At 51.3% G+C, this 21,000-nt stretch carries 13 protein-coding genes, 1 tRNA gene and 3 rRNA genes; 9 read left to right on the top strand and 8 right to left on the bottom strand.

Translation table 11 applies throughout. From position 1 onward, the window contains the following. Window positions 1–5 precede the first annotated feature (5 nt). Both tnpA and bamD read right to left on the bottom strand, forming a co-directional pair. Complete coding sequence (gene tnpA, locus QUE34_RS15860) at window positions 6–464, bottom strand: IS200/IS605 family transposase (protein ID WP_000502112.1); 459 nt, start codon at window positions 462–464, stop codon at window positions 6–8. A 265-nt stretch (window positions 465–729) separates the two neighbouring features. Continuing rightward, a complete protein-coding gene (gene bamD / locus QUE34_RS15855) occupies window positions 730–1,467 on the bottom strand; it encodes an outer membrane protein assembly factor BamD (RefSeq protein WP_000197686.1) in 738 nt (245 codons plus the stop codon). A gap of 134 nt (window positions 1,468–1,601) precedes the next feature. Here bamD and rluD point away from each other — a divergent pair, with 134 nt between their 5' ends. The 8 genes from rluD to kgtP all read left to right on the top strand — a co-directional run bounded on the left by rluD (window position 1,602) and on the right by kgtP (window position 13,099). Next, entirely contained in the window at window positions 1,602–2,582 is a 981-nt protein-coding gene (gene rluD / locus QUE34_RS15850) for a 23S rRNA pseudouridine(1911/1915/1917) synthase RluD (protein WP_000079112.1), read from the top strand. After that, on the top strand, window positions 2,579–3,310 hold the full coding sequence (gene yfiH / locus QUE34_RS15845) for a purine nucleoside phosphorylase YfiH (protein WP_032303598.1): 732 nt from the start codon (window positions 2,579–2,581) through the stop codon (window positions 3,308–3,310). Before rluD ends, yfiH begins: the two co-directional genes overlap by 4 nt. A 129-nt stretch (window positions 3,311–3,439) precedes the next feature. Next, complete coding sequence (clpB, locus tag QUE34_RS15840) at window positions 3,440–6,013, top strand: ATP-dependent chaperone ClpB (RefSeq protein WP_002431841.1); 2,574 nt, start codon at window positions 3,440–3,442, stop codon at window positions 6,011–6,013. Window positions 6,014–6,454: 441 nt separating this feature from the next. Next, window positions 6,455–7,996: ribosomal RNA gene (locus QUE34_RS15835) — 16S ribosomal RNA — on the top strand. Between the two features lie 85 nt (window positions 7,997–8,081). Continuing rightward, window positions 8,082–8,157: transfer RNA gene (locus QUE34_RS15830), tRNA-Glu, on the top strand. 194 nt (window positions 8,158–8,351) lie between these two features. Beyond that, window positions 8,352–11,257, top strand: a 23S ribosomal RNA gene (locus QUE34_RS15825). A 95-nt stretch (window positions 11,258–11,352) separates the two neighbouring features. Beyond that, window positions 11,353–11,468: ribosomal RNA gene (gene rrf, locus QUE34_RS15820) — 5S ribosomal RNA — on the top strand. Together the 16S, 23S and 5S rRNA genes with 1 tRNA gene alongside form the textbook arrangement of a ribosomal RNA operon. A gap of 332 nt (window positions 11,469–11,800) precedes the next feature. After that, window positions 11,801–13,099 carry an alpha-ketoglutarate permease gene (kgtP, locus tag QUE34_RS15815; RefSeq protein WP_000841106.1) on the top strand — a complete coding sequence of 433 codons (1,299 nt, stop codon included), beginning with the start codon at window positions 11,801–11,803 and terminating at the stop codon, window positions 13,097–13,099. Here kgtP and QUE34_RS15810 read toward each other — a convergent pair. The 5 genes from QUE34_RS15810 to trxC form a co-directional block, all read right to left on the bottom strand. Continuing rightward, the gene (locus tag QUE34_RS15810) at window positions 13,096–13,419 is read right to left on the bottom strand and encodes a YfiM family lipoprotein (RefSeq protein WP_001221087.1); all 324 of its coding nucleotides are present in this window, start codon (window positions 13,417–13,419) and stop codon (window positions 13,096–13,098) included. The genes kgtP and QUE34_RS15810 overlap by 4 nt on opposite strands. Window positions 13,420–13,463: 44 nt before the next feature. After that, window positions 13,464–14,819, bottom strand: coding sequence for a CDP-diacylglycerol--serine O-phosphatidyltransferase (gene pssA, locus QUE34_RS15805; RefSeq protein WP_000949265.1), 1,356 nt, complete (start codon window positions 14,817–14,819; stop codon window positions 13,464–13,466). A 113-nt stretch (window positions 14,820–14,932) separates the two neighbouring features. Beyond that, window positions 14,933–17,593 carry a peptidyl-lysine N-acetyltransferase PatZ gene (gene patZ / locus QUE34_RS15795; protein WP_032303587.1) on the bottom strand — a complete coding sequence of 887 codons (2,661 nt, stop codon included), beginning with the start codon at window positions 17,591–17,593 and terminating at the stop codon, window positions 14,933–14,935. Between the two features lie 31 nt (window positions 17,594–17,624). Continuing rightward, window positions 17,625–18,323, bottom strand: a complete 699-nt coding sequence (tapT, locus tag QUE34_RS15790) for a tRNA-uridine aminocarboxypropyltransferase (RefSeq protein ID WP_032303586.1) — start codon at window positions 18,321–18,323, stop codon at window positions 17,625–17,627. Between the two features lie 68 nt (window positions 18,324–18,391). Continuing rightward, window positions 18,392–18,811 (bottom strand): thioredoxin TrxC, encoded by a 420-nt coding sequence (gene trxC, locus QUE34_RS15785; RefSeq protein ID WP_032303585.1) that lies wholly within the window; start codon window positions 18,809–18,811, stop codon window positions 18,392–18,394. A gap of 206 nt (window positions 18,812–19,017) precedes the next feature. On the opposite strand from trxC, the gene QUE34_RS15780 reads away from it, so the two are divergent. Continuing rightward, on the top strand, window positions 19,018–20,055 hold the full coding sequence (locus QUE34_RS15780; protein WP_000997419.1) for a tRNA/rRNA methyltransferase: 1,038 nt from the start codon (window positions 19,018–19,020) through the stop codon (window positions 20,053–20,055). A 47-nt stretch (window positions 20,056–20,102) separates the two neighbouring features. Here QUE34_RS15780 and ung read toward each other — a convergent pair whose 3' ends face one another. After that, window positions 20,103–20,792, bottom strand: a complete 690-nt coding sequence (ung, locus tag QUE34_RS15775; protein ID WP_001262721.1) for a uracil-DNA glycosylase — start codon at window positions 20,790–20,792, stop codon at window positions 20,103–20,105. Window positions 20,793–21,000: the final 208 nt, after the last annotated feature.

The raw sequence follows: 21,000 nt of genomic DNA, 5'->3' as shown, positions 1-21,000 counted from the left end.
CTTCGTTACTTACGGCCCGTAAACGGGCTGCCCGGATATGGAATCGATAACTGCTCCCCCATTTTATCCTCTTCAAGCTGGTGCTTTATGTAGTCCTGTATCTTCGCCGTGTTCTTACCCACCGTATCGACATAGTACCCTCGGCACCAGAACTCCCTGTTTCTGTATTTGAATTTCAAATCCCCAAACTGCTCGTAAAGCATCAGACTGCTTTTCCCTTTCAGATATCCCATAAAGCCGGATACGCTCATTTTGGGTGGGATTTCCACAAGCATATGGATATGATCTGCGCAGCACTCTGCTTCCAGAATCCGTACGCTTTTCCACTCACACAGCTTTCTCAAAATACTGCCTATCGCCCTACGCTTCTCTCCGTAAAACGCCAGTCTTCGGTATTTCGGCGCAAAAACTATGTGATATTTACAGTTCCAGCGGGTGTGCGCTAAGCTCTTTTCGTCCCCCATTGGGACCCCCTTTTGATTTCTTGTTTGACACTTGCAGTTGCCAGACCGCAAGGTGTTTTAACAAATCAAAAGGGGTTTTAATAACTGGCTCAAAGCTGAAAGCTTTCCGGAACCCCCAGCCTAGCTGGGGGTTTTCTGTGCACAAAAAAATCCGGAAACGAGTGAGCGTTTCCGGATTCTTACACAGCCACTGAATCGGTCAACTGATCCTTAACTGATCGGCATTACAGCTCAAGGGCTGCCGTTTTTTTATTTCAATCTTCTGTTATGTATTGCTGCTGTTAGCAGCGATAATCTTCGCTACCTTTTCAGCTTGCGCATTCATCTGCATCTGACGGTATGCATTTTCCATCAGCGGCAGCGCATCACGCGTAGCCTGGGTATCCGGATAGTCGCGCAACATGCCTTCTACGCGGTTAACGACAGCAACCCATGCACCACGTTCTGTATAATACTCGGCAACGGAGTATTCATATTTCGCCAGACGATCTTTCAGGAATACCAGACGTTTGGTGGCATCGGTGGTGTACTGACTGTTCGGATAGCCGCGCACCAGTTTGGAAAAGTCACTAAACGCAGCTCGTGCATGTTGAGGATCGCGATCGCTACGGTCAACGCCAAAGAACCCTTGCAGCGCACTGTCATCCAGCGCCATATTGGTCAGGCCACGCATGTACATGACATAATCGATATTCGGATGGGTCGGGTTAAGGCGAATAAAACGATCGATGGCAGCCTGTGCTAACGGCAAATCGGCGTTTTTATAGTAGGCGTAGATGAGATCCAGCTGCACCTGCTGCGAATACGGACCAAACGGATAGCGATTATCTAACGCTTCCAGTTGCGTTATTGCCTGTCTCCAGTTACCGTCCTGCAGCTTTTGTTGTGCAGTCGCGTAAATTTCATTTGGCGGATTATCAGGTACTTCTTCCTTTGACCCCGAGCAACCCGCCAAAAACAGGCTTAGTGTGGCGGCTGCCACCAGATATTTCATGCGCGTCATGACGTTTTGACTTTCCTCAAAATGTAATACGGGAGATTCTCTGTTCCTGCTCCCGGTTAAGACCAGCTACAATAGCACACTATATTAAACGGCAAAGCCGTAAAACCCCAACGATAAACGAAGAAGCAGTATATATGGCACAACGAGTACAGCTCACTGCAACGGTGTCCGAAAACCAACTCGGTCAACGCTTAGATCAGGCTTTGGCCGAAATGTTCCCGGATTATTCACGTTCGCGAATAAAAGAATGGATCCTCGACCAGCGCGTGCTGGTTAACGGCAAAGTTTGTGATAAGCCGAAAGAAAAAGTATTGGGTGGCGAGCAGGTGGCCATCAACGCTGAGATTGAAGAAGAAGCGCGTTTTGAACCGCAGGATATCCCGCTGGATATCGTCTATGAAGATGAAGATATCATCGTCATTAATAAACCACGCGACCTGGTGGTACATCCTGGCGCGGGTAACCCGGATGGCACGGTACTGAATGCGTTGCTTCATTATTATCCGCCCATTGCCGATGTACCGCGTGCGGGCATCGTCCATCGTCTGGATAAAGACACCACCGGCCTGATGGTTGTGGCAAAAACCGTTCCGGCTCAGACGCGTTTAGTCGAATCTTTGCAACGGCGTGAAATTACTCGTGAGTATGAAGCGGTGGCAATTGGTCATATGACCGCTGGCGGTACAGTAGATGAACCAATCAGCCGCCACCCGACCAAACGTACTCACATGGCGGTGCATCCGATGGGTAAACCGGCGGTCACTCACTATCGCATCATGGAACACTTCCGTGTGCACACGCGTCTGCGGTTGCGTCTGGAAACCGGACGTACGCACCAGATCCGCGTGCATATGGCCCATATCACTCATCCGCTGGTGGGCGATCCGGTTTATGGCGGCCGTCCGCGTCCGCCAAAAGGTGCTTCGGAAGCGTTTATCTCCACGCTGCGTAAGTTTGACCGCCAGGCGCTTCATGCAACCATGCTGCGTCTTTATCACCCGATCTCCGGCATCGAAATGGAATGGCATGCGCCTATTCCACAAGATATGGTGGAGCTGATTGAGGTGATGCGCGCCGATTTCGAAGAGCATAAGGATGAAGTGGACTGGTTATGAGTAAGCTGATTGTCCCGCAGTGGCCGCTGCCAAAAGGTGTTGCGGCCTGTAGCTCTACCCGTATCGGCGGCGTGAGCTTGCCGCCGTATGACTCGCTCAACCTCGGTGCCCATTGTGGCGATAACCCGGATCACGTCGAGGAAAATCGTAAGCGACTTTTTGCTGCGGGCAATTTGCCTTCAAAACCGGTCTGGCTTGAGCAGGTACACGGCAAAGATGTGCTTAATCTTACTGGCGAACCTTATGCCTCAAAACGAGCGGATGCCTCTTATAGCAATACGCCCGGCACGGTTTGCGCCGTGATGACGGCTGACTGCCTCCCTGTGCTGTTTTGCAATCGAGCGGGAACGGAAGTCGCCGCCGCTCATGCTGGCTGGCGTGGACTGTGCGCAGGCGTGCTGGAAGAGACGGTTTCCTGTTTTGCTGATAATCCCGAAAACATTCTCGCCTGGTTAGGGCCGGCAATTGGTCCACGCGCGTTTGAAGTGGGAGCGGAGGTTCGCGAGGCGTTTATGGCAGTAGACGCCAAAGCGAGTGCAGCTTTCATTCAGCATGGAGATAAATATCTGGCGGATATTTATCAGCTTGCCCGGCAGCGTCTGGCGAACGTTGGTGTTGAGCAAATTTTCGGCGGCGACCGTTGTACATATACGGAAAATGAGACATTCTTCTCTTATCGTCGCGACAAGACCACCGGTCGTATGGCAAGTTTCATTTGGCTGATATAACCTAAAGAATCAAGACGATCCGGTACGCGTGATTTTCTTTTCACATTAATCTGGTCAATAACCTTGAATAATTGAGGGATGACCTCATTTAATCTCCAGTAGCAACTTTGATCCGTTATGGGAGGAGTTATGCGTCTGGATCGTCTTACTAATAAATTCCAGCTTGCTCTTGCCGATGCCCAATCACTTGCACTCGGGCACGACAACCAATTCATCGAACCACTTCATTTAATGAGCGCCCTGCTGAATCAGGAAGGGGGTTCGGTTAGTCCTTTATTAACATCCGCCGGCATCAATGCTGGTCAGTTGCGCACAGATATCAATCAGGCATTAAATCGTTTACCGCAGGTTGAAGGCACTGGCGGCGATGTCCAGCCCTCACAGGATCTGGTGCGCGTTCTTAATCTTTGCGACAAGCTGGCGCAAAAACGTGGTGATAACTTTATCTCGTCAGAACTGTTCGTTCTGGCGGCACTTGAGTCTCGCGGCACGCTGGCCGACATCCTGAAAGCAGCAGGGGCGACCACCGCCAACATTACTCAAGCGATTGAACAAATGCGTGGAGGTGAAAGCGTGAACGATCAAGGAGCTGAAGACCAACGTCAGGCTTTGAAAAAATACACTATCGACCTCACCGAACGAGCCGAACAAGGCAAACTCGATCCGGTGATTGGCCGTGATGAAGAAATTCGCCGTACCATTCAGGTACTGCAACGTCGTACTAAAAATAACCCGGTGCTGATTGGTGAACCAGGCGTTGGTAAAACAGCCATCGTTGAAGGTCTGGCTCAGCGTATTATCAATGGCGAAGTGCCGGAAGGGTTGAAAGGCCGCCGCGTACTGGCGCTGGATATGGGCGCGCTGGTGGCTGGGGCGAAATATCGCGGTGAGTTTGAAGAGCGTTTAAAAGGCGTGCTTAACGATCTTGCCAAACAGGAAGGCAACGTCATCCTGTTTATCGACGAATTACATACCATGGTCGGCGCGGGTAAAGCCGATGGCGCAATGGATGCCGGCAACATGCTGAAACCGGCGCTGGCGCGTGGTGAATTGCACTGCGTAGGTGCCACGACACTGGACGAATATCGCCAGTACATCGAAAAAGATGCTGCGCTGGAACGTCGTTTCCAGAAAGTGTTTGTTGCCGAGCCAACCGTGGAAGACACCATTGCTATTCTGCGTGGCCTGAAAGAACGTTACGAACTGCACCACCATGTGCAAATTACTGACCCGGCAATTGTTGCAGCTGCGACATTATCTCATCGCTACATTGCTGACCGTCAGCTGCCGGATAAAGCCATCGACCTGATCGATGAAGCAGCATCCAGCATTCGTATGCAGATTGACTCAAAACCAGAAGAACTCGACCGACTCGATCGTCGTATCATCCAGCTCAAACTGGAACAACAGGCGTTAATGAAAGAGTCTGATGAAGCCAGTAAAAAACGCCTGGATATGCTCAACGAAGAACTGAGCGACAAAGAACGTCAGTATTCCGAGTTAGAAGAAGAGTGGAAAGCTGAGAAAGCGTCGCTTTCTGGTACGCAGACCATTAAAGCGGAACTGGAACAGGCGAAAATCGCCATTGAACAGGCTCGCCGTGTGGGTGATCTGGCGCGGATGTCTGAACTGCAATATGGCAAAATTCCAGAACTGGAAAAGCAACTGGAAGCCGCAACGCAGCTCGAAGGCAAAACTATGCGTCTCTTGCGTAATAAAGTGACCGACGCCGAAATTGCTGAAGTGCTGGCGCGTTGGACGGGGATTCCGGTTTCTCGCATGATGGAAAGCGAGCGCGAAAAACTGCTGCGTATGGAGCAAGAGCTGCACCATCGCGTTATTGGTCAGAACGAAGCGGTTGATGCGGTATCTAACGCTATTCGTCGTAGCCGTGCGGGGCTTGCTGACCCGAATCGCCCGATTGGTTCATTCCTGTTCCTCGGCCCAACGGGTGTGGGGAAAACTGAGCTTTGTAAGGCGCTGGCGAACTTTATGTTTGATAGCGACGAGGCGATGGTCCGTATCGATATGTCCGAGTTTATGGAGAAACACTCGGTGTCTCGTCTGGTTGGTGCGCCTCCGGGATATGTCGGTTATGAAGAAGGTGGCTACCTGACCGAAGCGGTGCGTCGTCGTCCGTATTCCGTCATCCTGCTGGATGAAGTGGAAAAAGCGCATCCGGATGTCTTCAACATTCTGTTGCAGGTACTGGATGATGGGCGTCTGACTGACGGGCAGGGGAGAACGGTCGACTTCCGTAATACGGTTGTCATTATGACCTCTAACCTCGGTTCCGATTTGATTCAGGAACGCTTCGGTGAACTGGATTATGCGCACATGAAAGAGCTGGTACTCGGTGTGGTAAGCCATAACTTCCGTCCGGAATTCATTAACCGTATCGATGAAGTGGTGGTCTTCCATCCGCTGGGTGAACAGCACATTGCGTCGATTGCGCAGATTCAGTTGAAACGTCTGTACAAACGTCTGGAAGAACGTGGTTATGAAATCCACATTTCTGACGAGGCGCTGAAACTGCTGAGCGAGAACGGTTACGATCCGGTCTATGGTGCACGTCCTCTGAAACGTGCTATCCAGCAGCAGATCGAAAACCCGCTGGCACAGCAAATACTGTCTGGTGAATTGGTTCCGGGTAAAGTTATTCGCCTGGAAGTTAATGAAGACAGGATTGTCGCCGTCCAGTAATGATAAAACGAGTCCTTCGGGGCTCGTTTTTGTCTATAAATTAGACGGAAAAGACTATATTCAAGATGTTTTGCCTGAAAAATGAGCGAACGATAAAGTTTTTATATTTTTCGCTTGTCAGGCCGGAATAACTCCCTATAATGCGCCACCACTGACACGGAACAACGGCAAACACGCCGCCGGGTCAGCGAGGTTCTCCTGAGAATCTCGACAGAGAAAAGCAAAAAAATGCTTGACTCTGGAGCGGGAAAGCGTATTATGTACACCCCGCGCCGCTGAGAAAAAGCGAAGCGGCACTGCTCTTTAACAATTTATCAGACAATCTGTGTGGGCACTCGAAGATACGGATTCTTAACGTCGCAAGACGAAAAATGAATACCAAGTCTCAAGAGTGAACACGTAATTCATTACGAAGTTTAATTCTTTGAGCATCAAACTTTTAAATTGAAGAGTTTGATCATGGCTCAGATTGAACGCTGGCGGCAGGCCTAACACATGCAAGTCGAACGGTAACAGGAATCAGCTTGCTGATTTGCTGACGAGTGGCGGACGGGTGAGTAATGTCTGGGAAGCTGCCTGATGGAGGGGGATAACTACTGGAAACGGTAGCTAATACCGCATAACGTCGCAAGACCAAAGAGGGGGACCTTCGGGCCTCTTGCCATCGGATGTGCCCAGATGGGATTAGCTAGTAGGTGGGGTAACGGCTCACCTAGGCGACGATCCCTAGCTGGTCTGAGAGGATGACCAGCCACACTGGAACTGAGACACGGTCCAGACTCCTACGGGAGGCAGCAGTGGGGAATATTGCACAATGGGCGCAAGCCTGATGCAGCCATGCCGCGTGTATGAAGAAGGCCTTCGGGTTGTAAAGTACTTTCAGCGGGGAGGAAGGGAGTAAAGTTAATACCTTTGCTCATTGACGTTACCCGCAGAAGAAGCACCGGCTAACTCCGTGCCAGCAGCCGCGGTAATACGGAGGGTGCAAGCGTTAATCGGAATTACTGGGCGTAAAGCGCACGCAGGCGGTTTGTTAAGTCAGATGTGAAATCCCCGGGCTCAACCTGGGAACTGCATCTGATACTGGCAAGCTTGAGTCTCGTAGAGGGGGGTAGAATTCCAGGTGTAGCGGTGAAATGCGTAGAGATCTGGAGGAATACCGGTGGCGAAGGCGGCCCCCTGGACGAAGACTGACGCTCAGGTGCGAAAGCGTGGGGAGCAAACAGGATTAGATACCCTGGTAGTCCACGCCGTAAACGATGTCGACTTGGAGGTTGTGCCCTTGAGGCGTGGCTTCCGGAGCTAACGCGTTAAGTCGACCGCCTGGGGAGTACGGCCGCAAGGTTAAAACTCAAATGAATTGACGGGGGCCCGCACAAGCGGTGGAGCATGTGGTTTAATTCGATGCAACGCGAAGAACCTTACCTGGTCTTGACATCCACGGAAGTTTTCAGAGATGAGAATGTGCCTTCGGGAACCGTGAGACAGGTGCTGCATGGCTGTCGTCAGCTCGTGTTGTGAAATGTTGGGTTAAGTCCCGCAACGAGCGCAACCCTTATCCTTTGTTGCCAGCGGTCCGGCCGGGAACTCAAAGGAGACTGCCAGTGATAAACTGGAGGAAGGTGGGGATGACGTCAAGTCATCATGGCCCTTACGACCAGGGCTACACACGTGCTACAATGGCGCATACAAAGAGAAGCGACCTCGCGAGAGCAAGCGGACCTCATAAAGTGCGTCGTAGTCCGGATTGGAGTCTGCAACTCGACTCCATGAAGTCGGAATCGCTAGTAATCGTGGATCAGAATGCCACGGTGAATACGTTCCCGGGCCTTGTACACACCGCCCGTCACACCATGGGAGTGGGTTGCAAAAGAAGTAGGTAGCTTAACCTTCGGGAGGGCGCTTACCACTTTGTGATTCATGACTGGGGTGAAGTCGTAACAAGGTAACCGTAGGGGAACCTGCGGTTGGATCACCTCCTTACCTTAAAGAACTGTACTTTGCAGTGCTCACACAGATTGTCTGATAGAAAGTGAAAAGCAAGGCGTCTTGCGAAGCAGACTGATACGTCCCCTTCGTCTAGAGGCCCAGGACACCGCCCTTTCACGGCGGTAACAGGGGTTCGAATCCCCTAGGGGACGCCACTTGCTGGTTTGTGAGTGAAAGTCGCCGACCTTAATATCGTTAAAGATGACTTACGAGTCATGTTTAAGATATTTGCTCTTTAAAAATCTGGATCAAGCTGAAAATTGAAACACTGAACAATGAAAGTTGTTCGTGAGTCTCTCAAATTTTCGCAACACGATGATGAATCGAAAGAAACATCTTCGGGTTGTGAGGTTAAGCGACTAAGCGTACACGGTGGATGCCCTGGCAGTCAGAGGCGATGAAGGACGTGCTAATCTGCGATAAGCGTCGGTAAGGTGATATGAACCGTTATAACCGGCGATTTCCGAATGGGGAAACCCAGTGTGATTCGTCACACTATCATTAACTGAATCCATAGGTTAATGAGGCGAACCGGGGGAACTGAAACATCTAAGTACCCCGAGGAAAAGAAATCAACCGAGATTCCCCCAGTAGCGGCGAGCGAACGGGGAGCAGCCCAGAGCCTGAATCAGTGTGTGTGTTAGTGGAAGCGTCTGGAAAGGCGCGCGATACAGGGTGACAGCCCCGTACACAAAAATGCACATACTGTGAGCTCGATGAGTAGGGCGGGACACGTGGTATCCTGTCTGAATATGGGGGGACCATCCTCCAAGGCTAAATACTCCTGACTGACCGATAGTGAACCAGTACCGTGAGGGAAAGGCGAAAAGAACCCCGGCGAGGGGAGTGAAAAAGAACCTGAAACCGTGTACGTACAAGCAGTGGGAGCACCCTTTGGGGTGTGACTGCGTACCTTTTGTATAATGGGTCAGCGACTTATATTCTGTAGCAAGGTTAACCGAATAGGGGAGCCGAAGGGAAACCGAGTCTTAACTGGGCGTTAAGTTGCAGGGTATAGACCCGAAACCCGGTGATCTAGCCATGGGCAGGTTGAAGGTTGGGTAACACTAACTGGAGGACCGAACCGACTAATGTTGAAAAATTAGCGGATGACTTGTGGCTGGGGGTGAAAGGCCAATCAAACCGGGAGATAGCTGGTTCTCCCCGAAAGCTATTTAGGTAGCGCCTCGTGAATTCATCTCCGGGGGTAGAGCACTGTTTCGGCAAGGGGGTCATCCCGACTTACCAACCCGATGCAAACTGCGAATACCGGAGAATGTTATCACGGGAGACACACGGCGGGTGCTAACGTCCGTCGTGAAGAGGGAAACAACCCAGACCGCCAGCTAAGGTCCCAAAGTCATGGTTAAGTGGGAAACGATGTGGGAAGGCCCAGACAGCCAGGATGTTGGCTTAGAAGCAGCCATCATTTAAAGAAAGCGTAATAGCTCACTGGTCGAGTCGGCCTGCGCGGAAGATGTAACGGGGCTAAACCATGCACCGAAGCTGCGGCAGCGACGCTTATGCGTTGTTGGGTAGGGGAGCGTTCTGTAAGCCTGCGAAGGTGTACTGTGAGGTATGCTGGAGGTATCAGAAGTGCGAATGCTGACATAAGTAACGATAAAGCGGGTGAAAAGCCCGCTCGCCGGAAGACCAAGGGTTCCTGTCCAACGTTAATCGGGGCAGGGTGAGTCGACCCCTAAGGCGAGGCCGAAAGGCGTAGTCGATGGGAAACAGGTTAATATTCCTGTACTTGGTGTTACTGCGAAGGGGGGACGGAGAAGGCTATGTTGGCCGGGCGACGGTTGTCCCGGTTTAAGCGTGTAGGCTGGTTTTCCAGGCAAATCCGGAAAATCAAGGCTGAGGCGTGATGACGAGGCACTACGGTGCTGAAGCAACAAATGCCCTGCTTCCAGGAAAAGCCTCTAAGCATCAGGTAACAACAAATCGTACCCCAAACCGACACAGGTGGTCAGGTAGAGAATACCAAGGCGCTTGAGAGAACTCGGGTGAAGGAACTAGGCAAAATGGTGCCGTAACTTCGGGAGAAGGCACGCTGATATGTAGGTGAAGCGACTTGCTCGTGGAGCTGAAATCAGTCGAAGATACCAGCTGGCTGCAACTGTTTATTAAAAACACAGCACTGTGCAAACACGAAAGTGGACGTATACGGTGTGACGCCTGCCCGGTGCCGGAAGGTTAATTGATGGGGTTAGCGGTAACGCGAAGCTCTTGATCGAAGCCCCGGTAAACGGCGGCCGTAACTATAACGGTCCTAAGGTAGCGAAATTCCTTGTCGGGTAAGTTCCGACCTGCACGAATGGCGTAATGATGGCCAGGCTGTCTCCACCCGAGACTCAGTGAAATTGAACTCGCTGTGAAGATGCAGTGTACCCGCGGCAAGACGGAAAGACCCCGTGAACCTTTACTATAGCTTGACACTGAACATTGAGCCTTGATGTGTAGGATAGGTGGGAGGCTTTGAAGTGTGGACGCCAGTCTGCATGGAGCCGACCTTGAAATACCACCCTTTAATGTTTGATGTTCTAACGTAGGCCCCTTATCGGGGTTGCGGACAGTGTCTGGTGGGTAGTTTGACTGGGGCGGTCTCCTCCTAAAGAGTAACGGAGGAGCACGAAGGTTGGCTAATCCTGGTCGGACATCAGGAGGTTAGTGCAATGGCATAAGCCAGCTTGACTGCGAGCGTGACGGCGCGAGCAGGTGCGAAAGCAGGTCATAGTGATCCGGTGGTTCTGAATGGAAGGGCCATCGCTCAACGGATAAAAGGTACTCCGGGGATAACAGGCTGATACCGCCCAAGAGTTCATATCGACGGCGGTGTTTGGCACCTCGATGTCGGCTCATCACATCCTGGGGCTGAAGTAGGTCCCAAGGGTATGGCTGTTCGCCATTTAAAGTGGTACGCGAGCTGGGTTTAGAACGTCGTGAGACAGTTCGGTCCCTATCTGCCGTGGGCGCTGGAGAACTGAGGGGGGCTGCTCCTAGTACGAGAGGACCGGAGTGGACGCATCACTGGTGTTCGGGTTGTCATGCCAATGGCACTGCCCGGTAGCTAAATGCGGAAGAGATAAGTGCTGAAAGCATCTAAGCACGAAACTTGCCCCGAGATGAGTTCTCCCTGACCCTTTAAGGGTCCTGAAGGAACGTTGAAGACGACGACGTTGATAGGCCGGGTGTGTAAGCGCAGCGATGCGTTGAGCTAACCGGTACTAATGAACCGTGAGGCTTAACCTTACAACGCCGAAGATGTTTTGGCGGATTGAGAGAAGATTTTCAGCCTGATACAGATTAAATCAGAACGCAGAAGCGGTCTGATGAAACAGAATTTGCCTGGCGGCCTTAGCGCGGTGGTCCCACCTGACCCCATGCCGAACTCAGAAGTGAAACGCCGTAGCGCCGATGGTAGTGTGGGGTCTCCCCATGCGAGAGTAGGGAACTGCCAGGCATCAAATTAAGCAGAAGGCCCAGTCGGAAGACTGGGCCTTTTTGCATGGTGCAGAAAACCATGCCGGATGCGACGCTGGTGCGTCTTATCCAGCCTACGCTCCCACATAAGCTAGATTCAACAGCGAATACGGCTTCCCCAAATTGCCCACTTAAATACTTCCTCCTTACCAGAAATCTATCCTTAAGCTCCTTAATAACCATTTTCCTGCTAACTAAATTCATGGTTAAGGTTGCATAATGATACGCAACAAATGTATAACATTTTCTTTACCAAAAAATAAACAACAGCGACCGACAAAAGCATCGGATTACGGCAGGAGACATAATGGCATGGCTGAAAGTACTGTAACGGCAGACAGCAAACTGACAAGTAGTGATACTCGTCGCCGCATTTGGGCAATTGTGGGGGCCTCTTCAGGTAATTTGGTCGAGTGGTTCGATTTCTATGTCTACTCGTTCTGTTCACTCTACTTCGCCCACATCTTCTTCCCTTCCGGGAACACGACGACTCAACTACTGCAAACAGCAGGTGTTTTTGCTGCGGGATTTCTGATGCGCCCAATAGGCGGTTGGCTATTTGGCCGCATAGCCGATAAACATGGTCGCAAAAAATCGATGCTATTATCGGTGTGTATGATGTGTTTCGGCTCACTGGTTATCGCCTGTTTGCCAGGCTACGAAACAATCGGTACCTGGGCTCCGGCATTATTGCTTCTCGCTCGTTTATTCCAGGGATTATCCGTTGGCGGAGAATATGGCACCAGCGCCACCTATATGAGTGAAGTTGCCGTTGAAGGGCGCAAAGGTTTTTACGCATCATTTCAGTATGTGACGTTGATCGGCGGGCAACTGCTAGCTCTACTGGTTGTCGTGGTTTTACAACACACCATGGAAGACGCTGCACTCAGAGAGTGGGGATGGCGTATTCCTTTCGCGTTAGGAGCTGTGTTAGCTGTTGTGGCGTTGTGGTTACGTCGTCAGTTAGATGAAACTTCACAACAAGAAACACGCGCTTTAAAAGAAGCTGGATCTCTGAAAGGATTATGGCGCAATCGCCGTGCATTCATCATGGTTCTCGGTTTTACCGCTGCGGGCTCCCTTTGTTTCTATACCTTCACCACTTATATGCAGAAGTATCTGGTAAATACTGCGGGAATGCATGCCAACGTGGCGAGTGGCATTATGACTGCCGCATTGTTTGTATTCATGCTTATTCAACCACTTATTGGCGCGCTGTCGGATAAGATTGGTCGTCGTACCTCAATGTTATGTTTCGGTTCTTTGGCAACCATTTTTACCGTTCCTATTCTCTCAGCATTGCAGAACGTATCTTCGCCTTATGCCGCTTTTGGTCTAGTGATGTGCGCCCTGCTGATAGTGAGTTTTTATACTTCAATCAGTGGAATACTGAAGGCTGAAATGTTCCCGGCCCAGGTTCGCGCATTAGGTGTTGGTCTGTCGTATGCCGTCGCTAATGCGATATTTGGTGGCTCAGCAGAGTACGTAGCGTTGTCGCTGAAATCAATAGGAATGGAAACAGCCTTCTTCTGGTATGTGACCTTGATGGCCGTGGTGGCGTTTCTGGTTTCTTTGATGCTACATCGCAAAGGGAAGGGGATGCGCCTTTAATTATGCGCCAACTGCCAGACGGTATAGCCAGTAGTTGCACCGGCGACATCCCAGGTAAAATCTTTCCAGCTCCAGCCGCTCCCCTCGGGGCGGCTATCCCAAAGTTCTTTTGACGCGCCCAGCCCAACAGAGAACATTAGCCCGAAAGTGGCACTGCGATCGCGACTCATCCCCTGATGCTGTGAATATTCATTTCCGGCAGCGGAAAGCATCGCCGAGGCGATAAAGTGTTGAGCTTTATCCTGCCCGCTCCAGCTATCGTTAGCCATATGGCTGCATCCAGAAAGTAACAATAGCGAACAGACAAAAAGAATACGCAAAACGTGGCCTCCAAAAACAAACCCCGTACAGGACGGGGTTGTGATTACAGGATGCGGCTAATTAATCGGTCGATGCGGATACGGCGCAAACGGCGAATGAGTTTACGAACCTTCACCGGATAATCGGCAATACTTTGCAGATCGCGATAGTGCTTAACGATGGTGGTATGCTCGCGGATCAGCTCCAGTTCTTTCTCTCGCTGTGGCGCAAGCTCCAGTTGCGGATCGTGAATCAAAATGGCGTTTTCCAGATCCAGACGCCAGGCGCGTGGGTTCAGGTTATTGCCGGTGATCAGCATCCACTTATCATCAACCCACATCCCTTTCAGGTGATAGGTGTTGTCGTCGTCTTTCCATAACCGAACCACTAACTGGTCAGTGTTGACGTAATACTGTAAACGGCTCAGGAAACGACGCAGATTGATCTCATAGAGATAAGGCAATGCGCCAATTATCTTGAAAGGTTCATCTTCCGGAATGTAGAAGTCATTCGCGGTTTTATCACCAACAATAATTTCGACCTTTTTCCCTTCGCGCAGCAACTGGATGATATTGCGCACAAGGATTGCTGGCAGGTTGAAGTATGGCGTACAGATGGTTAGTTTCTGCTCGGCACAAGGCATAAGGTGGAAAATGGTCTTGTTCAACAGACTCGATTTCCCCAGACCTACCAACGGCGTTACGGAAAGCTGATCGTTGTCAGCATCGCCCTGGAAATGATAAGCGGCATCACGCAGCTCCTGGCGGAACAGACGAATATCGTTCTTGATTTCCGGGCTTTTTGGCCGATTAACATCATCCAGACGATTAACGCCGCGGCCATTCATAATATTCTGTGTAACCCATTCAAACATAATGTCTGACATCTTACGGTTACGGATCAGATGATAACGGTCGTAGCGATATTTATCGTGCTGATGCAGGTAAACATCGTTCAGGCTGGCACCGCTATAAAGTACGCTATCGTCGATGATAAAGCCTTTAAAGTGCAGAACACCAAGGGCCTCACGGGTATTGATTGGAACGCCATAAACTGGAACATCTACGCCCGGATTTTCCTGTGCCATGCGGCAGTACCAGTCAGCGTTAGTGTTAGATGCCGCAGCGCCAATGCGTCCACGTTGTGCACGATGCCAGTCGACCAGCACCCGTACATCCAGTTCCGGACGCTGCCTTTTAGCCTCATACAACGCGTTCAGAATGCCTTTGCCACCGTCATCCTGTTCGAGATACAGGGCGACAATGCAAATGCGCTGCTTCGCGCTGGCTATTTTTTCCAGCAGCGTCTCCCGGAAGTCGGCGGGAGCGTAAAAGAAATCGACATCATCAACTGATTGAGAAATCTTGGGTAGTTGGGCAAGGTGTTGTTGATGTTTATTACGCTTAAATTTTGACAACATCACAGTGCATTTCTTCTCTGTTCATTGAAGGGTCCTCTGTGCAATGCAGACGACATAAGCGGGCAATAATAACACCAGTCCCGATTAAGTGGTCAACATTTCCAGTACCTTACTCATGATTCCTCGCGCTGGGCAAGATTTAGCGTAAGCCCAACGATCCCCTCTTCGAGCTGGATATCAACGTTAAACCCGAGCTTGCGGGCCAGCGCCACCATGCCACGATTGTTTGGCATCGTAATACCATTCAGACGTTGCAGTCCGTGATCTCGCGTATAGGTAATCAACTTTTCCATTAAGCGTCGACCTAAGCCTAACCCTTTGAGATCCGAGCGAACCAGCACGGCAAATTCGGCATCGATGTTATCAGGATCGGAGATCGCACGCGTGACGCCGAGGATCTCTTCCGTTTGATCAATACGTCGTACCGCTACAAACGCCATTTCCCGATCGTAGTCGATCTGCGTCATGTTGGCTAAATCTTCATGGGTAAATTCGTTGATCTCGCTAAAGTAGCGGTAATAAAGATCTTCTTTGGTGACTCGCGAAATGAATTGCTGAAGCTGTGGCTCATCTTCCGGCAAAATCGGGCGGAACAAGCAACGTTCGCCGTTTTTCAATTCTACCCATTCTTCCAGCTGATGAGGATAAGGGCGCACAGCCAGGCGACTCTCGTTATCGCCTTCAAACGGAGCGATATCCAGCGTGACATCAAGCGCGGTAAATTCATTGCCGGAAGCCAGCAAAGGATGAATATCCAGCCTCTGAATCTCCGGACAATCAACAATCAAGTTAGAAACCTGCACCAGTAACTGGCTTAATCCCGCCACATCCAGCGGGCGTAGCGCACTACGCGCACGAATCTTTTTACTTTTGATCCCCTGAATGACCAGATAACGTGCCAGGTTCATGTTCAGCGGCGGTAGTGCGACGACGGCTTGATCTTCAGGACGCCACTCCACACCGCCTTCGCCCAGCATGATCAACGGTCCGAAAACCGGATCGTGCTCAACCACTACTCGCAACTCCTGAGCGCCAGCACGGTTAGCCATACTTTGTACCAGCAGGCCGTGGATACGCGCCTGCGGCCAGGCCATTTTTACGCGATCGAAAATAGCATTTGCGGCTTGCTGGACTTCATTGGCTGTACGCAAGTAGAGCATGACGCCCTGAACTTCTGATTTATGTGGAATATCCGGCGAGCGTAATTTTAGTGCCACCGGATAACCAATCTGTTCGGCAATATGCACAGCCTCGGTGCTGTCAGTGGCAATCCAGGTGGGGAGTGTGTTCATGCCGTACGCTTGCAGGATAGGCTGAACTTCATGGGTATCGAGCGACGTTGCCCCTTCGACAATGGCCTGTTGCAACAGAAGATGCGCTTCTGCGGTATTAGAGGTCAGATTGCTGGGCAACGCCGGCGTTTCGCGTAGTTGCTTCTGATTACGCCGGTACTCCACCATATGCATAAAAGCGGTGATGGTTCCTTCCGGGGTGCGGTAGGTCGGCAGCCCGGCTTCGCTGAATAAACGTCGTGCCTCTTGCGAGGAGTGCTCGCCGCACCAGTTCGTCAGCAGAGAAACATACTTGCTGCGGGGATGATGCTTTACCGCTTCAATTAATGCATGTGCGCTTTCTGTTGCGGGGGCAGCGGCGCTGGGCGAATGAATAACCATCAGCGCATCAAAATCCTGACTGTGGAGCAGAATATCCAGCGTTTTAATATAATGCTCACTACTGGCGTCATCACGAAGATCGAGCGGGTTAGAGATTGCCACATGTTCTGGCAGTGCATCGCGCAATTTTTGGCAGGTTTCTTCACTGAGCGTAGCCAGCTTGCCATTGCGTGACCATAAGGCATCCAGCGCCAGTGCGGCAGGTGCTGCACCGTTGCTGATAATCATCAGCCGCTCTCCACGTAGCGGGCGCATATGGCTAAGGGTTTCGACTGCCGAAAACAGCTCGTGGGTATCCTGTACTCGCAACAAACCGGCGCGCTGAATAGCTGCATCCCAAGCAGGATCCATTCCTGCCGTGGTGTTCAGTAGTCGTTGCGCCGCCGGGCTACGTCCACTTTTAATCACCAGAATCGGTTTATTACGTGAGGCGCTACGTGCAGCCGAAACAAAACGTCGCGCATCACTTAATTGTTCGAGGTAGAGCAGGATTGCACTGGTTTTGCTGTCGCGCGCCAGATAATCGAGCAATTCATCAACGTCGATATCCAGGCTGTCGCCGAGAGCAATAAAGTAGGAAAAGCCCATTTCCCGCTGTTGTGCCCAGTCGAGGATGGTATTGGAGACGGCGGCAGACTGCGAAATAAACGCCAGTTTGCCGCGTTTAATCGGTACCGGCGAAAAGCTGGCATTCAGGCCTTGCCAGGGGGCCAGTAATCCCAGACTGTTTGGCCCCAGCAGACGCATGTTATGGCGCAGGGCGCAGGCACGGAGATCTTCGTGCTGCGATGCCGGGGCGGAAAGAATAATGCAGGTTTTACAGCCTTTCTCGCCGAGCTCTTCCAGAAGAGTAAGATTGCGGCTGGCATTGGTACATAAAACCGCAAGATCGGGTGTAAAGGGCAGGCTGGCAATATCCGGCCAGGCCAACACACCCAACACCGCTTTCCAGGCAGGCGTCACCGGGAGTACCGGCCCGTTAAATCCCCCCGCCAGCAGGTTACGCATCATCAGATAACCTGCGCGATTGGGTTTCATCGATGCGCCAATTACCGCAATCGATTTTGGTCGCAGTAATGCTTCCAGTCCTCGCTGACTCATATCGGTCTCCCGCAGAAGTGACCGAATGATTTTAAACGCTTTCTAACTGTTCTGCTGTGATGCTACCCAGATGTTGCGTTTTTCCTGCCAGATAGCGTGTTTTAAAGCGGGTGAAATGCTCGCCTAGACCTGCCGCCGCTTCGGTATCGCCGGCCATATCTAACAGTGCGATGGCAACTTCGGCAGTGCAGTATTGGCCTTCAGCCTGGGCTTCACGCAGGCGATAGGCAGATAGCCGGGAAAGATCGACGGAAATGACGGGAAGATTATCCAGATAAGGACTTTTACGAAACATCTTGCGAGCTTCCGGCCAGGTACCATCGAGCATGATAAACAGCGGTGGCTTACCAGCAGGTGGTGTAAAAATCACTTCCCGTTGTTCATTAGCATATGAGGCAGGGAAGACCACCATCGGTTGATAATCCGGGTTTTGTACCAGAGCTAGCAAATCCTGCGAGGGTTCGGTACGGGACCATTGAAACGCGACGGTATTTGGCAAGATATCGGCAATCAGACGCCCGGTGTTACTGGGCTTCATTGGCTCGGTGTCGAACATCAGCAAACAAAAGCGACTTTTAGCTTCCGCTGGAGTAATTGTCGAACAGAGACATAATTTCTCTGGCAAAAGACAGCGTTGGCAGCGACGAACGCGATTACCGCGGGCAAGAAAAGGACGTGTTGCGCGCGCAATACGCTCGGCGCGTAACTGGAGAACAACGTTTTCGGTCATAAGAGAGCGTCGAAAAAACGCCATTGTCGCAGAGGAGAAAACGGGGCACAAGATGCACCCCGACAAGATTAAAGCGATTCGTTCAGCCAGCTATCGAAAGGTGCTTTTGGTACTGCGCCATTAAGCATGTCGACAACCTGACCGTTTTTGAAAATCATGATTGTCGGAATGCTACGAATACCAAAGCGGCTGCTTAATTCACGTTCAGCTTCGGTATTCACTTTCACAAAGCGCACTTTACCGCTACGCTCTTGCGCAACATCTTCAAAAATTGGTGCGAAATTACGGCAGGGGCCGCACCACGGCGCCCAGAAGTCGATCACCACAGGCAGATCATCTTTCAGCAATTTGTCGAGCATTTCACCGGTCGCATTAATCACCTCTCCGTCAAACAAGTCGTGACCGCAGCGTCCGCATTTTGCCGCATCTTCGAGCCGATCGTCGGGAATGCGATTGATGGCCTGACAATGGGTACAAACGGTATTCATAACTAACCTCGGGATGAGTAAGGAGACTTATCGGCAACGACGCCGGTATGTTTCTAATATGTTACATATTATCGGGGACATTGTTCCAGACAACAATCTGTTTTATTCAATAGGTATGATAGTCGCAGGCTTTGGTACGAAATCATGGCGAACCGCGCGCACTTCGGGTAATCTGCGCGCTTCGCGCAGCGCTGGTGGAGAAAAGCATGAACGATGAGATGAAAGGTAAAAGCGGCAAGGTCAAAGTGATGTATGTCCGCAGTGATGATGATTCTGATAAACGTACCCATAACCCGCGTACCGGGAAAGGGGGCGGGCGTCCAGGAAAATCTCGTGCCGACGGTGGCCGTCGCCCCGCCCGCGATGACAAACAAAGTCAGCCCCGTGACCGCAAGTGGGAAGAGTCTCCGTGGCGCACGGTTTCCCGCGCGCCGGGTGATGAGACGCCGGAAAAGGCCGATCACGGTGGCATCAGTGGTAAAAGTTTTATTGATCCGGAAGTTTTGCGTCGTCAGCGTGCGGAAGAAACCCGCGTCTACGGCGAAAACGCCTGTCAGGCACTGTTCCAGAGCCGCCCCGAAGCGATTGTTCGCGCTTGGTTTATTCAGAGCGTAACGCCACGTTTTAAAGAAGCATTGCGCTGGATGGCGGCAAACCGCAAAGCGTATCATGTGGTGGATGAAGCGGAACTGACCAAAGCGTCAGGCACGGAACATCACGGCGGCGTTTGCTTCCTGATCAAAAAGCGTAACGGTACAACCGTGCAGCAGTGGGTAAGTCAGGCAGGTGCGCAGGATTGTGTACTGGCACTGGAAAACGAATCTAACCCGCATAACCTGGGCGGCATGATGCGCAGTTGCGCACACTTCGGCGTGAAAGGCGTTGTGGTGCAGGATGCGGCGTTGCTGGAATCCGGTGCGGCTATCCGTACCGCAGAAGGCGGTGCAGAGCATGTCCAGCCGATTACTGGCGACAACATTGTTAACGTGCTGGATGACTTCCGTCAGGCGGGTTACACCGTAGTGACCACTTCCAGCGAGCAGGGTAAACCGCTGTTCAAAACCAGTCTGCCAGAGAAAATGGTGCTAGTGCTGGGTCAGGAATATGAAGGGTTACCGGATGCCGCACGCGATCCGAACGATTTGCGCGTGAAGATTGACGGAACTGGCAATGTTGCCGGGCTGAATATCTCTGTTGCAACCGGCGTTTTGCTTGGCGAATGGTGGCGTCAGAACAAAGCCTGATAAATCAGCCGGGTGGCAATTCTGCCATCCGGCGTTTTCCCTCAAATTTACTCACTCTCTGCCGGTAATACTGGCATCCAGTCAATCGGTTTCTCGCCACGTTGTTCCAGCCACTGATTTGCCAGCACAAAATGATTGCAGCCAAAGAATCCACGATGTGCAGAAAGCGGCGATGGATGCGGCGCTTTCAGTACGTGATGGCGTTGCTTATCTATAATCGCTCCTTTCTTTTGCGCATGTGATCCCCACAACAAAAACACCACGCCTTCGCGGTGCTGGTTAATCAGGCTGATGACTTTGTCGGTGAAGGTCTCCCAACCGAGGCTGGCGTGGGAATGCGCCTGACCTGCGCGAACCGTCAAGACGGTATTGAGCAGCAGAACGCCCTGACGCGCCCAGCTTTCAAGATAACCATGATTAGGGCGGGTGAAGCCGGGAATAGTATTTTCGAGCTCTTTATACATATTCAGCAGTGACGGCGGTGTCGCAATGCCGGGGCGAACGGAAAATGCCAGACCATGCGCCTGTCCCGGTCCGTGATAAGGATCCTGACCGAGGATCACCACTTTAACGTCACCCAACTCTGTAAAGCGGAAGGCGTTAAAGACATCTTTTTGTGGTGGATAGATAGTGACGCCGGACTGCCGCTCGCTGGCGACGGTCTGAAGGGTATTAAGAAAATAGGGTTGCTGCTTCTCTTCAGCCAGCACATCATGCCAGGTTAATTCGTTAGCCATCTCGCTCTCCTGCGAATCTTCAATCCGCCTAGCTTAACTGCTTCTTTCTACAGAACAAAACCAAGCTCATTTTTTAGACTTTAATGAGTGCAAAAAAATGTAAATTGGTAAAATTTCACACCCGTATAAGTTGATGTAAAACAATAAAATCCATTTGCGAGCACACTTGATGCGTGGTTTTTATTGATTTAAATCAAAGAATCAAGGG

The organism is Escherichia sp. KS167_9B (genome assembly GCF_030295215.1).
GTDB classification, from domain to species: Bacteria; Pseudomonadota; Gammaproteobacteria; order Enterobacterales; family Enterobacteriaceae; genus Escherichia; species Escherichia coli_F.
This window is presented reverse-complemented; position numbering and strand designations above follow the sequence as displayed.